The sequence below is a fragment of the Sphingopyxis sp. GW247-27LB genome, from assembly GCF_002277025.1.
Classification (GTDB): Bacteria; Pseudomonadota; Alphaproteobacteria; order Sphingomonadales; family Sphingomonadaceae; genus Sphingopyxis.
The window spans coordinates 25,766-38,705 of the sequence record NZ_NIWD01000007.1 but is presented as its reverse complement, the minus strand read 5'-3'; the positions used below and the strand labels follow the sequence as shown (position 1 = coordinate 38,705).

The following is a 12,940-nucleotide window of genomic DNA, read 5'->3' as shown; positions in this document are numbered from 1 at the left end:
TCACTGGCTCGATAGATATTCATCAAGGAAGAACAATCGGTCGTTCCCCCACCACATTTCCTCGCCAATCATCATGATCGGCGCGCCGAATACGCCGCGCGAATGCGCTTCCTCATTGCTTAATCGGTAGGCATCTTCGGCTTCTTCGGAGTGAACATAGGCGAGAAAGGCATCTGGCTCCCACCCCAACTCGCTCGCTATCTCAGCCAGCAGATCCTCGCTCGACATGTCCTGCCCCTCACCCCAGGAATGGGACCAAACATGGCGGACATAATCCTCGTACTGCCCCTTGGCCTCGGCGAAAAACACGCCCTTATTGGCCAGCTCCGACTTCAGGGATGGAGGAAAGGAGATCGGGATCTTGTACCGCTCAGCCCAGCGATCGAGATCCTTACGCAGATAGCGCAACTTGATAGGCATCGACACATTGGGCGGACCGGTATTGCCTGCAGCCAACTTGGCCGCAGGCAGATCGATCGGGCGATAGCGCAGTTCATAACCGTGCTTGCGCGCAAGCTCCGGCAATTGGCTATGCGCCAGATAGGCAAACGGGCTCATGAAATCGAAAAAGAAATCGATCACCTTGGTGCGCTGCTCCATCACTCGCGCCTCACGCCAAGCTCTTGTGAAGTTTTGCCCAACGCCGCCCGGACTCGCGCCCGCCTTCGAGATAATCCTCGGGAACAATGTTGTAGGGCGGACGACAAGGACCAGCCTTCATCCATCCTGCGGCATCCATCCGCGCCTTTTCGAGCGGGATGTTATAGGAAGAAAAGACCTTGAACGAGCCCTGCGGAAAGAGCGTCTGATAGGTCTGTGCCATCGCGCCGGTCAGCTCTTCGGCCTTGCTCCAATCGCCTGACGTCTTGGCCTGCGCCACCGCATCACGCAAAGCGATCACCGGGTTGGGACCGCATACCGCGCCGCTCGACCAGAAGGCCGTGCAGAATTCCGGATCGATCTTCGCCGCCGCATAGTAGTCAATATCGATCGGCAAAAAGCGGATCCGTCTTTTCGTCAGGTTGAGATCCGGCACCAGTGCGCCAATGCCCAGATATTTTGCAGTGACAACCTGCGGGATCTCGGAAACCTGCGCCCAAAAGGGGCGCGGGAATTCGAATTTGAAGGCCTCCGGATTTGCGTAGATGCAAATCGACATGTCGGGGCAGGCTTCCGCAAGATCGCGGTAGAACTGCACGGCCGTGGGAACATCGGGCGCGCACCACATCGGCGGACCGACCATGGTGCCATCGACCCCGATATCGCGCGCCGCGCGCGTTTCATCGATTGTGGTGCGCGTCGACAGGGTCGAAGTCCCCCCAAAGACAGGCACCCTGCCGCCTGCAGCCTCGACAAGCGCCTTCATGAAATCGCGCTTCTCATCCCAGGTCAGCGTGGCCACCTCCCCCAGCGAACCGAGCGTCAGGATGCCGTCGGCCCCTGAGTCGATCAGCGCTTTGACGACCCGCGCGGTTTCGTCGAGATCCACCGTATCGCGCGCATTAGGGTCCTCTGCGTTGGGCTTGGACGGTGTGGGCATGATGGCCCACACCCCCTGCACATCAGCCACCCCTACTCTATGACTAGCCATTGCAATAATCCGATCCTTCCTGCCTCTGGCTCAACCGTTCAATAACGATAACGAAGCTTGAGGAACCACTCGCGAGGACGAGAATAGGCCCCAGTCGTGGCGCCGGTCTGTTGAAGGTCGGAATATCCGCCCAGGAGATAGCGCTTGTCAGTCAGGTTCGTGAACCCGACTCTCACATCCCAGTTATCCCCGGGCAGTTCGTAACTCAGGTTCGCGCCAAACATGCTGTACCCTTCTTGGTAAAGCGCGGGCGTGTTGATCGCGTCCTTGAAGTGGCCACCCTTGTAGCTCCAGTCGCCATGGAGGCTGAGTGTGCCCGCATCGCCCTTGTAAAGCTCAGCGTCGAACGAACCGGAGGCTGTCCATTTCGGCACATGAGGGAAGCGCGAATTGACGTTCACCGGCGCGGCAGTCGGCGAAACCTCCCGGTAATAGGCATCGAGATAGCCAAAGCCACCCTGAATGGTAAGGAAGTCAGCCAGTTTCGCCTGCGTTTCGACCTCGATACCCCGGATACGCGCACGACCCGCATTGCGAACCTTCGGTGCGATTCCTTCGTTCACGACAATCTGAATGTCGGTGTAATCCGCCTGGAACGCCGCAATGTTGAGCCGCAGGCGACGGTCGAACAATTCGCTCTTGACCCCGACTTCATAGCTTTCCACGAATTCCGGCGCGAACGGCGTGGCCGCCGGCTCGGGCGGGAAGATACGCTGTGTGAAGCCACCGCTCTTGAACCCCTTGGAATAGGAGGCATAGATCAGCGTCTGGTCGGTGACCTTGTAGTCCAGCGAGAGCGCGGGCGTCCACTCGCTCGCCTTCGTTTGCACCTCGACAGCCGGCAGAATATGGTCACCCTGCGGATTGAGCGTCGTATCCGGCGTAGGGCACAGCGCCGGATCGGGCGGAATGATTGGCGTCTGCCGCACGAAACAGCGGCTCAGAAGGAGCAAGGCGCCCCCGGTTCGATCGTCGGTGATCCGCTGGTGCGATGGGTCGAAACGCTTGGTCTCGTCGGTATAACGGATGCCCGGGGTGATCGAGAACCGATCCGTTACATTGATGGTTGCCTGGAGATAGGCCGCATAGCTATCGTTGTCGACATCACCGCCGCTGACAAAGTCTGCAAAGGCGAAGGTGAGAAGATTGCTATCGGTGGCCTTCTCCTTCAGGTAATAAAGGCCTCCAGTGAAATCGACCACGCCATCGAATAACGTTCCGGTTAACTGGAACTCCTGCGAGAATTGCTTCTGATCGATATTGTTGAAGCTCTCACCAAGAGGAATGGGCGAGCCATCAAAATCAAAGGAGAAGTGTGCCTTGGTTTCTCGATAGGCGGTAATTGACTTGAAGTCTACGGAACCGATTTCCCAATCGAGTGTGAGGTTTGTGCCCCACAGATCAAAATTGGAGAGATTCCGGTTCGTCCCCCAGGTTTTATCGATATTGTTGGTGAACCAGTGCGGCCCATAGCAATTGACTGTTGCCGGAGCCGGAGTTCCCACCGGTCCGCAATTGGGCGCCTGAAGCACCTTGTTCCAGAAGAAACTCTGAAAGCCACCATTGGTTACCGGAAAGCCACCCGCTACTCCGATAACATCAAATCCTTCAGACACTTGAAGCAATGTGTTGGCCGCGGATTGCTCGCGCCGCCGGTTGGCGTCGAAGCTGAGCGTCGCCTTGAAATCATCGGTCAGCTCCGCACGAATGGCAATGCGACCGCCCAGAGTGTCGACGTTGCCCTGGCGTCCCCCATCGGAAAGACGCTCCTGATAGCCATCGCGGGTCCGCAATCCGACCACAGCGCGAACAGCGACCCGATCGGAGACGGGGACATTGATCATCCCCCTGGCATCGAGACGATTGAAGCTACCGGTTGCGATCTCGCCTTCCAGATCAAAGTCATTGGAAGGCGGAATTGAATTGACGATAATGGCGCCCCCGATAGTGTTCTTGCCGAACAAGGTTCCCTGCGGTCCACGCAGGATCTGGATGCTCTGCACATCTCCAAGGTCGAGCAATGCCCCCGCTGTCCGCGCGACATAAACTCCGTCGTAGTATAGCCCCACGCCTGGATCGACGGTGATATTGAAGTCGGTCTGTCCGACACCGCGAATGAAGGTGGTGATCGATGCGCTTGAGCCGGAAATATTGGCGACCGGTTCAAGGCTTACGTTGGGCGCAAAACGACCTACATCGCCAACCGTATCCGCCTGACGCCGCTCAAGCGCCTCACTACTGAAGGCCGTCACGGAAATGGGGGTGTCCTGAAGATTTTCCTCCCTTTTCCGGGCGGTCACAACGATTTCATCCAATCCGCCCGATCGCGCCTGTTCCACGGCGCCGTCGCCGCCTTCGCCTTGGTCTTGAGCCTGCGCCGCAGAGCCTTGGTCTTGCGCATGAGCCGCAGAGCCTTGATCTTGCGCATGAGCCGCAGACCCCAGACTGACAGCCAAAGCCAATAGCGATCCGCGCACCATGACCGACCCGGTCAATTTCGTAGAGATATTTTTCTTACCGGTTGCTTCATTCATCAACATGCTCACCCCTCCCAGTTCGTTGGATCTGTTAATTCGACAGAGCTTTCAGGCATCGACGCACGTCCACGCCTCACTCGGTTAGGTTAGAACCCAATTTAAAGGGGTCAGCGATATATGCACAGACCGATTGCCTGATAAACCATATCACCAGATCGGATATTGGGCTCTCGCCAAAGGCCGCCCCCTCTTCGCCATATCCCAGATGATATGCGGGCGGCGTGGAGAGGATGGCGCGCAGGCGGCATCGGCTGCGCCTTGCTTTCTGGATCGCACCGCCTAGAGGTCGAGCGATCACGCCAAGTCCTTGCGCCAAGCGATCACGCAAACAGATCGCGAGGCCATGAAGTAATCCGAATCCAAGGCAGCCTCAAATCGAGCCATGCTGGCGTAGCGCATCGGCAAATTCGCTCGACCGAATCCGCTCTCACCCCCTTGATGGTTGCGTCGAATTCCGCCTACGACTTCGCAACTCCCGCACAGGCTACGACTTCAGCCTAAGGTCCATCCCATAGCCTTCTGCTTCATTGTCATGGCCAAGAATATCGGAAACGTAATATTCCTGCACATCGCTCGACGGCCGTCCATTCCAGCTCGGCTCCCACAGCCAGCCCGATGGATTGGCGCAGTAAAAGGTGAGCGCCCGGTCATTGGAGTGCATGCCCAGGGCCAGCGCAACATCGGTGCCTTCCTTGCGAATAAGATCATGCGTCCTGCCGAAATCGCGCAGATCGGTGTATTCAAACATGAAATGATTGATGCGCTTGGGCATCGGACCCATGCCAAAAGCGACCGAATGATCGCGCTCATTGCAGTGCATGAAGATCGGCTTGGCCGTCATCCCATTGGGCAGGGGCAAGTGGTATTCCACGTCGCCACGAAAGCCGAGCATTTCGTAAAAGGCATAGGCCGCGTCATCGTCCGACTGGCGAAGGATGCTGTGCCCCATGCCTTGCGCGCCGGTGACGAAACGACCGTGCATGGGCCGACCGGGATGGAAGGGACGATGGGCATCGACCTGCGGGCCATAGAAGATTTCCGTGGGATTGCCGCCCGGGTCCTGGAGCTTGAGCAAACCAAGAACGCGCCGTTCGGCCGCTTCCTCGGGTGAACCGAAGGTGACCTCGACTCCATTGGCTTCCAGCAGCCGAGCCGCTTGATCGAGTTCCTGTCGGCCGGCCACGCGCCACCCCATGTAAGCAAGGTCATCCTGGCCATCGACATGAACGACGAAACGATGATGCCACTCGTCCATTCGAAGGTAAAAGCGGTCGCCTTCACCTTCGTCGCTGATCTCAAGGCCCATTATTTTTCCGGCAAAATTCTTCCATGCATCTGCGTTCGAAACCGAAAGGCCCATGTAGCCGAGCTCAATAATTGGACCAGACATCTATTCTTCTCCTGACTGAGATCTTATTCGATTTTTCAGCAAATGCGTATCAAAGAGGAAGCGCCATCATCGTGCGGACGATGTCATTGTCGAGCACGCATCGCCGCGACAAGAGGAGCAATTCTCCGCCCTCGTTCCGGATAAATTCGTCTTCATATTGGCCGGTCGCGTAAACGCTCGGCACTTCCTGTTCGCGCGATTCGTAAACCACGAAGGGCGCGGTCGCCTTGATCCGATCGCCTGTTGCCTCGTGGATCTTGCATGCGCCGATCAGGTGGCGCAGGTTTGCCTTTGGATAGATGCTCGCATTGAGCAAGGCATTGATCCGGTCGATAAGCTGGGGTTTGCGCTCGAAGAAGAGGAAACCCGCCGGAAGATCTTCCGATGCGCTGTCCTTCGTCAGGACGTGATAGCCGCCATCTTCCGCAAAGCACTCCGGCCAGCTGGAAACGTCATTGTCGACAACATAGACGTAATGCGTATTGAAACGATCGACGGCCGCGGCAAGCCCCTCCATCTTCCGATCGCCTGTCATTGCCCTTCTCCCGCGCGCATCAGTTTAAGATAGCCCTTCCAGAATCCGCGCACAGCATTCTCATCGAGCCCCATCGGGACCGTTGGGTTTTCGGCTTTCTCAATGTCCATTAGGATGAGCGAATGGCCGTCAGGGCCCTTGATGCCATCGGTGCAGATTTCGACCGCCTCTCCATCTTCAACCGAAACATAGCCAGCCGGCCCGACCATGTTGATGGCCCGCAAGCGGTGACGTGTCATTTCCTCCTCATCATCTTGGAAACCGAAATAGGTCCAGACAAGGTCCATGGCGCCCGGTTCGCGGACGATCATATGCCGCACGGCAAGGGCCTGGCCAATCTGCTGCAATACGACGGATGGGAAAATCGACTGGATCGAAAGGGAAATGTCGTCCCCGATATCCTGTCGCAATTCAAGCAATGTGGGGTCAAGCAAGGTCATCGCGTCGAGCGGACGGGCGGTTTCCTCCTTGTGCTTCTGAGGATCTTCTGCTTGCTGCGGCTTGCGGATCTGGAACGAGTTGTGAAATCCATAAACCTCGTCGATCTCGGCCTTGGAATCCTGAGCAGGACGCCACAGCCCGAAAGTGGTGTAAAACAGGTGCAGCAGGCCGCCATGGTAGCTGTCGCGGCTGTTCTCGGCATAGAGCTTCCAGTTCGCCTCTATGCGTTGCGCAACCCGTCCGATTACCTTGGTTGGGCGGACAAAGATCCGCTCGATGGCCCGGCACATGGCCGGACCGAGAAAGCTGCGCAGATCGGGCGCCTCATCCGAGAATGTTGCGAATATCATGTCGCCCACCTTATCGACCCGTAGCGGCATCATCCTGTGCGCCTTGATGTCAAAGCTTGCGGGCATCCCGCCCTTGCCCACCATGCCGCGGCGATAGGGAACCGAGCGCAAGGCGCCGGTCGTATCGTAAGCCCATTGATGATAGACGCAAACGAAGGCGCCGCCCTCCGCCCTTCCTCGCGCATTGCGGCAGACCTTGGCCCCCTTGTGCACGCAGCGATTGACCCAAGCGTGCAAGGCGCCATCCTTGCCCCCGACCAAGACGACCGGAGTTTCGCCGACGAAGGTGCTCTTGTAGCAATTCTCTTCAGGAACCTCGCTTGAAAGCCCAAGGAAGCTCCACACCGGACCCCGGAAAATCCTTTCCTGCTCGAGGGCAAAGATCTCGGGATCATCGTAGACCCGGTAATCTATGCTGCTCGGCGTCGAATGTTCCAGAGTTCGTATCGTCGACATTATTGCTTTCTCCAATCCAAAACCGCTCACAGAAAGCTATCAAAGAACAACTGATCTTCTGGAACATTGAATTCCAGCTGCAGCATTCTGATCAATGCGTTGGTCATCGGCGGAGGGCCACAGAAATAATAAGCAAAGCCGCCGAAATCCAATGCGTTCTCCTTGAGATACGCGGCAAGGACCTCATGGATAAAGCCCTTGTATTGCACGCGCGAAGCTCCCGCCTCCCAGGCGCCTTCCTCGCCTTCGGAAGTCGCTTCGATCACTTCAAACCGATGCCCGTCCGGGAAAAGGCGGTCGAGTTGGCGGGCCGCGCACAGATCCTTGGCCTCGCGCCCACCGTAAAAGACCATGACGCGCTTGCCCGCCAGCTTCTCGCTCCGGGCGATACCAGCGGCAATCGACAGGATGGGCGAAAGGCCTGAACCACCGGCCACGAGAATGATGTCTCTTGGCGTTTCCTCTCTCAGGTAGGCGGTGCCATAGGGTCCATCGAGCTCAAGCCCTTCGAGCGCTTCGCGCTCGTCGAACAAGCGGTTCGAAGCGGCGCCACCGGCCATCCGCTTGATCACGAATGACCATTGCCCCTCGGCATTGGCAAGGTTGGCCATCGAATAAGCCCGCTCGCCCTCGACACCGGGAATCGCCAGCATCGCATATTGACCGGGCTGGAAATCGGCCTTTCCATCCTCGCTGGCAAAGGTGAATTCGGCCAGATCATGCGTGATGGGTCGGAAACCGACCAACCGGACCGACCTTCTTTGCGGCAAGACAACGGGACGAAAACGATCCTCGACACGGGCCTCCACCACACAATCGGAAAGGGGGCGGCACTGGCACGCCAACAACCGCCCCCTCTTGCGCGCACGCGCGCCAATCCCCGGCGCTTCGGGCCAGATGTCCTCGATTTCGCCTTCCACCAGCTCTATCTGACACGAACCGCAGCCGCCCGAATTACAGTCATACGCCATGCCGATACCGCTGCGCAGGGCCGCGCGCAAAAGCGGATCGCCCGGCTCGGCATGGAAGTCGATATCGCTGTCGGCGATTCGGATCGCGACCTTGCCGGGGCATGAACCCGTCTTCATGCGCCGAAGACCCCCATCGGGCCATCGTCGGGCGAGATGATGACGCTCTTGGTTTGCGTGTAATGGTTGAGAACTTCGGCCGCAAACTCGCGGCCGAAGCCGCTGCCCTTGTAACCGCCGATCGGCATGCCGCCGACGAAGTTGTAATAGCGGTTGATCCAGACGGTTCCCGTTTCCATCCGACGCGCCATGCGGTGCGCACGATTGAGATCGCGCGTCCAAAGGCCACCACCCAGACCATAGAGATTATCGTTGGCCATGCGAATGACCTCATCCTCGTCGCTCCATGGGATCACGACATTGACCGGTCCGAAAATTTCCTCCTGCGCGATACGCATTTCATTGCGCACACCGGCAAACACCGTCGGCTCGATGAACAACCCGTCCGGGCAAGCCTCGACCTCGCGACGGCCACCCCCAATCAGGCATTGCGCGCCTTCCTTGCGCCCCGCATCGATATAGCCCAAAACCTTGTCATATTGCATCCGCGAAGCCTGCGGCCCCAGAACCGTCCCCGGTTCGGTAGGGTCGCCCGAAGGCACGCGAGCAAGCAAGGCCAGGAATTTTTCGGTGAATTCCTCGAGAACATCCACGTGAACGAAGGTCCGGCTGCCGGCAAGGCACACCTCGCCCTTGTTGAGCACAGTCGACATTGCAGCCCCTTCGGCCGCGCCATCGAGATTGGCATCGGCGCAAACGATATTGGCCGACTTGCCACCCAGCTCCATGGTCTGGGGAATGATGTTGACCGATGCGTATTGGATCAGCTTTTGCGCCGTGGGACGCGAGCCGGTGAACGCCACCTTGCGCACCAGGGGATGCGTGACGAGCGCCTCGCCGATATTCGGCCCATAGCCGGTCACCACGTTGAGAACGCCCGGCGGCAGGAGATCCTGCACTTCCTTGACAAATGCGAGAACCGAAAGACAGACCGCCTCGGCCGGCTTGAGGACAACGGTGTTGCCCGCCGCTAGCGCGGGCGCAATCTTCGACGCCATCATGATGAGTGGCACGTTCCAGGGGATGATCTGGGCGCAAACCCCCAGCGGCTCGCGCAACACCAACCCCAAGCCGTTCGGCACCTCCATGGTGAGACCATGAATCAACCATGGCATCCCGGAAAAGACCTGGAACTGCTCAATGGCCATCGGGATGTCAAAATGCATCGCCTCCATGAACGGCTTGCCATTGTCGAGCGTGTCGATCATCGCGAAATCCTCGGCCCGCGCCTTCAGCCGGCGCCCCATTTCGGCCAGGATCTCCTGGCGCTGGGCCGGCGAAGTCGCAGACCAGGATGGGAAAGCCGCCGCCGCTGCCTCAACGGCACGCACAGCATCCTCCCCAACGCCTGACTGGATCTTCGCTAGCGCCTGGCCGGTCGTCGGATCGACCATGTCAATCGTCTCGCGCGAGCGAGACTCAACCCACTCGCCATTGATGTAGTGCCCGTAAACCGGCTGGAGCAACTTTTGCGCCAATTCCTGATGGCGCTTAATAACTGATTGATCCCCAGTCATCTTCCTCATTCTCCTGCACTAGGCCCATTTCACGGGCTAAATGAATTCAATTCACGCCTCGTCAAATTCAACCAGGATGTCATCGCCATCGACCTCGACGTTGTAGGTCTTGAGCGGTATTTCACATGGAAATTCCGTGGCCTCGCCGGTTCTCACATCGAAGCACCCGGAATGAAGCGGGCACTCTATAACCCCCTCCTCGAAAAAACCGTCGCTGAGCCGGGCGACGGCATGCGTGCAAATATTGCTGGTCGCGAATAATTCTCCATCCAGATTAAAGATCACGATTGGAGGCAGCCCCTCGATGTCCACGGGAAGCATCTCCCCCGGCGTAACTGCCTCAACTTTTGCCACTGCCTTTCGCATGCGCTCACCCGCGCCTTATCCAGAATTCAAGTCACCAAGTTTCCTAATGCGGATAGCTTGGAACCTCATTGCGTCAAACAGCAGGTTCAAATAGACTCCATCACGGACAGTGATATTTCCTCGAATACCCGAGTCTCCCGAACGCGGGGGGCGGCCTGCGGAATTGAGGCGAGGTTGCAGAACCCGGGCACCAGTCCTTTGGCCGGGGCAGTCGGGGTCGAGAACGGACAGAGGCGCAGCCAAGGCGATTGTGCGCCATGTTGGGCCTGTTTACGCTGCGGAACGATTTCTTGGTTGAGGGAAGTTGGTGTGGTGAAGATTCGCGATGTCGACCTGAACTTGCTGCGCGTCTTCGAATGCGTGTTTCAAACCAGAAAGGTTGTGGAGGCAGCCGAGATCCTTGGGATCTCGCAGCCTGCTGTCAGCAACGCGCTCAAAAAGCTGCGCGAGCTGTTCAACGATGAATTGTTTGTCCGCACCAAGAGTGGCATGACCCCGACACAATACGCCATGCAATTGGCCGAACCGATCTCCTACGCGCTCAAGACGCTCGAAATCGCCATAGAGGCATCGGAGAGTTTCGATCCCAGGCGCGACAAACGGCATTTCGTAATCGCAACCTCTGACCTAGGAGATATGTATTTTGGGCCAAAATTGATTTCTCATATCAGAGACATATCACAGGATATAACTATAGAGTTTGTTAGAAACAACAGGCCACATATTGTCGACTCTTTCGAAAATGGTGAAGTAGATATACTTCTCGGGTTTCGGCCCGATCTCATAACGAACATGTTCGTATTCCGTCTATTTTATCAGGGTTGGAGCATTTTGGCCCGTAAAGATCATCCCATATTTTCGAGCAAAGCGCCGCGCGAGGACCTGCTGGCCTGTCGCTGGATTGGCGTACGCTCTGAGGGATCCGGATTGGCAAGCGTGAATGCCGAATTGCTCAAGGTGGGCATGGATCGCAACATCGTGGTCTGGACATCCAACTTCGGGACGCTTGCCCCTTTGCTAGCGGTCGGCGATCTCGCCGCCTGCGTACCGGAAAAATACACCACAGTGATCGACGAGGCTTTCGGACTGAAAAGCATGCCATTCCCGGTTGATCTGCCCAAGCATTCCATCAGCTCGGTCTGGCATTCCAGGGCGCATAACGATCCTGCAAATCAATGGCTCCGGCAGCAAGTCAGCATACTTTTCAAGGAGGCCTGACGATCTCCTGCCAGCTTTCATCATCTTTGGTGCAATTCCGGACGGCCTCTGAGAGTCTGATTTGAAAATATCCAGCGTAATTTCATAGTCTTGCGATGCGACGTGTGAAGAGTTGGATTGAGGCGATGAAGAGCCAGGCGGTTGCTGAGGCGATGGTCTGCTCGAACTCCTAGGCAAGACGCCGGTTACGACCGAGCCATGCAAAGGTCCGCTCGACGACCCAGCGTCTGGGCAAGACCTCGAAGCCCTTGGCGTGGTCGGACCGCTTGATGATCTCGATCGTCCTGTCCGCCGTCAGCGCCCATGGCACAGATTTGAGGTTGTGATTTAAGGAGGGTTTGGGCTTCGTCGTAGTGACGAAGGAACGAAGATGAAGCCCAAACCCTCCAATGCAAAATCGCCGGTGAAGGCCCCCGCTGAGCGGGTGGTGAAGGCCATCCGCCGCAAGACCCGTCGGCATTTTTCCGCAGAAGACAAGATCCGGATCGTTCTCGACGGCCTGCGCGGTGATGACAGCATTGCCGGGCTGTGCCGCAAGGAAGGCACGCGAGAGCCGCAGAACGCGGCGCCAGGTCCTCCAAAGCGTAGAGAGCAAACATGGTGAGCTTTTCAGGGCGACTCGACATGGTGCGCAGCATAGGCAGGAACATGACCGCGTGAGAACGTATTGAGAACAAAAAGTCTGCGCGCTACGATGGTCGCTCACCGATTCGCGGAGCTGCCAATGTCTATCAACGTCCTGTGCCGGGGCGACCGCCTCACTGTGTCTGGCGATGTCCGGCTGACCTATGTCCTGCCGCCAGCCGATGGCGAGCGCGACTATTGCCTGGATTTGTCGGATGGCGCCCGCGTGCTGGGCACTGTCGATCGAGACGGCTGGCACTGCTCGCGCTCACCCGCCACACGGAAGGCGTGACGGTGCTCGGGGAGATCGGGTCGGACACGGGCTTCACGCACGAGGGCCGTATATTGCCGGCATCGACGAGGCCCTGCAAGTGTTGCATCAGCCGGTCGGTATCGGAGGGGTGAAGCCCCGAAGTTGGCTCGTCGAGGATGTAGATCGTGTTGCCGCGTTGAGCGCGTTGCAGTTCAGTCGCCAGCTTGATGCGCTGCGCCTCCCCGCCAGACAGCTCGGTCGCCGGCTGACCGAGCCTCAGATAGCCAAGCCCGATCTCCCGCAACACGTCGAGGGAGCGCATCACAGATGCCTCGCCAGCGAAGAAATCGCACGCATCGTCGACCGTCAGTTCGAGCACCTGGGCGATATTGCGCCCGTTCCATTCGACTTCGAGCGTTTGCGGGTTGTAGCGAGAGCCATGACAGGTCGAGCACGGGGCAAAAACGCTCGGCAGGAACAGCAGCTCCACCATGACGTATCCCTCGCCCTCGCACACAGGGCAGCGCCCTTGACCGGCTCCGCTCCATCGAGATGGAAGTGGCAAGGTCGCGGG

At 58.0% G+C, this 12,940-nt stretch carries 10 protein-coding genes and 3 pseudogenes; 2 read left to right on the top strand and 11 right to left on the bottom strand.

Translation table 11 applies throughout. The annotated features are described in order from the left end of the window. From CD928_RS06660 to CD928_RS06620, 9 genes are all read right to left on the bottom strand, one after another. On the bottom strand, window positions 1–600 hold the full coding sequence (locus CD928_RS06660; protein ID WP_095386344.1) for a 2-hydroxychromene-2-carboxylate isomerase: 600 nt from the start codon (window positions 598–600) through the stop codon (window positions 1–3). 10 nt (window positions 601–610) lie between these two features. Continuing rightward, window positions 611–1,591: a dihydrodipicolinate synthase family protein gene (locus CD928_RS06655; protein ID WP_217983735.1), complete on the bottom strand. Its 981-nt coding sequence runs from the start codon at window positions 1,589–1,591 to the stop codon at window positions 611–613. A gap of 38 nt (window positions 1,592–1,629) precedes the next feature. Next, window positions 1,630–4,131 carry a TonB-dependent receptor gene (locus CD928_RS06650; RefSeq protein ID WP_255247064.1) on the bottom strand — a complete coding sequence of 834 codons (2,502 nt, stop codon included), beginning with the start codon at window positions 4,129–4,131 and terminating at the stop codon, window positions 1,630–1,632. Between the two features lie 481 nt (window positions 4,132–4,612). Next, the gene (locus tag CD928_RS06645; protein ID WP_095386342.1) at window positions 4,613–5,518 is read right to left on the bottom strand and encodes a VOC family protein; all 906 of its coding nucleotides are present in this window, start codon (window positions 5,516–5,518) and stop codon (window positions 4,613–4,615) included. A 49-nt stretch (window positions 5,519–5,567) separates the two neighbouring features. Further along, the gene (locus tag CD928_RS06640) at window positions 5,568–6,035 is read right to left on the bottom strand and encodes an aromatic-ring-hydroxylating dioxygenase subunit beta (RefSeq protein ID WP_176473485.1); all 468 of its coding nucleotides are present in this window, start codon (window positions 6,033–6,035) and stop codon (window positions 5,568–5,570) included. 14 nt (window positions 6,036–6,049) lie between these two features. Then, window positions 6,050–7,300: an aromatic ring-hydroxylating dioxygenase subunit alpha gene (locus CD928_RS06635; RefSeq protein ID WP_095386340.1), complete on the bottom strand. Its 1,251-nt coding sequence runs from the start codon at window positions 7,298–7,300 to the stop codon at window positions 6,050–6,052. A gap of 26 nt (window positions 7,301–7,326) precedes the next feature. After that, a complete protein-coding gene (locus CD928_RS06630) occupies window positions 7,327–8,388 on the bottom strand; it encodes a 2Fe-2S iron-sulfur cluster-binding protein (RefSeq protein ID WP_095386339.1) in 1,062 nt (353 codons plus the stop codon). Beyond that, the gene (locus CD928_RS06625) at window positions 8,385–9,905 is read right to left on the bottom strand and encodes an aldehyde dehydrogenase (RefSeq protein ID WP_095386338.1); all 1,521 of its coding nucleotides are present in this window, start codon (window positions 9,903–9,905) and stop codon (window positions 8,385–8,387) included. Before CD928_RS06625 ends, CD928_RS06630 begins: the two co-directional genes overlap by 4 nt. A 51-nt stretch (window positions 9,906–9,956) precedes the next feature. After that, a complete protein-coding gene (locus tag CD928_RS06620) occupies window positions 9,957–10,271 on the bottom strand; it encodes a non-heme iron oxygenase ferredoxin subunit (RefSeq protein ID WP_095386337.1) in 315 nt (104 codons plus the stop codon). 309 nt (window positions 10,272–10,580) lie between these two features. Between CD928_RS06620 and CD928_RS06615 the strand changes: the two genes are divergently transcribed. After that, window positions 10,581–11,489 carry a LysR family transcriptional regulator gene (locus tag CD928_RS06615; RefSeq protein WP_141237113.1) on the top strand — a complete coding sequence of 303 codons (909 nt, stop codon included), beginning with the start codon at window positions 10,581–10,583 and terminating at the stop codon, window positions 11,487–11,489. Window positions 11,490–11,571: 82 nt separating this feature from the next. Here CD928_RS06615 and CD928_RS06610 read toward each other — a convergent pair. After that, window positions 11,572–11,772 (bottom strand): annotated as a pseudogene (locus CD928_RS06610) (transposase); the annotation flags it as partial. An 87-nt stretch (window positions 11,773–11,859) separates the two neighbouring features. Here CD928_RS06610 and CD928_RS06600 point away from each other — a divergent pair. After that, window positions 11,860–12,033: pseudogene (locus tag CD928_RS06600) on the top strand (IS3 family transposase); the annotation flags it as partial. A 424-nt stretch (window positions 12,034–12,457) separates the two neighbouring features. Here the strand turns inward: CD928_RS06600 and CD928_RS06595 are convergent. Continuing rightward, a pseudogene (locus CD928_RS06595) lies at window positions 12,458–12,898 on the bottom strand (excinuclease ABC subunit A); the annotation flags it as partial. Between the last annotated feature and the right edge of the window lie 42 nt (window positions 12,899–12,940).

Excerpts from the sequence above, each read along its gene's own strand:
- CD928_RS06660 (WP_095386344.1), bottom strand. The coding sequence starts at position 600 with ATGGAGCAGCGCACCAAGGTGATCGATTTCTTTTTCGATTTCATGAGC.
- CD928_RS06655 (WP_217983735.1), bottom strand. The coding sequence starts at position 1,591 with ATGGCTAGTCATAGAGTAGGGGTGGCTGATGTGCAGGGGGTGTGGGCC.
- CD928_RS06650 (WP_255247064.1), bottom strand. The coding sequence starts at position 4,131 with ATGTTGATGAATGAAGCAACCGGTAAGAAAAATATCTCTACGAAATTG.
- CD928_RS06645 (WP_095386342.1), bottom strand. The coding sequence starts at position 5,518 with ATGTCTGGTCCAATTATTGAGCTCGGCTACATGGGCCTTTCGGTTTCG.
- CD928_RS06640 (WP_176473485.1), bottom strand. The coding sequence starts at position 6,035 with ATGGAGGGGCTTGCCGCGGCCGTCGATCGTTTCAATACGCATTACGTC.
- CD928_RS06635 (WP_095386340.1), bottom strand. The coding sequence starts at position 7,300 with ATGTCGACGATACGAACTCTGGAACATTCGACGCCGAGCAGCATAGAT.
- CD928_RS06630 (WP_095386339.1), bottom strand. The coding sequence starts at position 8,388 with ATGAAGACGGGTTCATGCCCCGGCAAGGTCGCGATCCGAATCGCCGAC.
- CD928_RS06625 (WP_095386338.1), bottom strand. The coding sequence starts at position 9,905 with ATGACTGGGGATCAATCAGTTATTAAGCGCCATCAGGAATTGGCGCAA.
- CD928_RS06620 (WP_095386337.1), bottom strand. The coding sequence starts at position 10,271 with ATGCGAAAGGCAGTGGCAAAAGTTGAGGCAGTTACGCCGGGGGAGATG.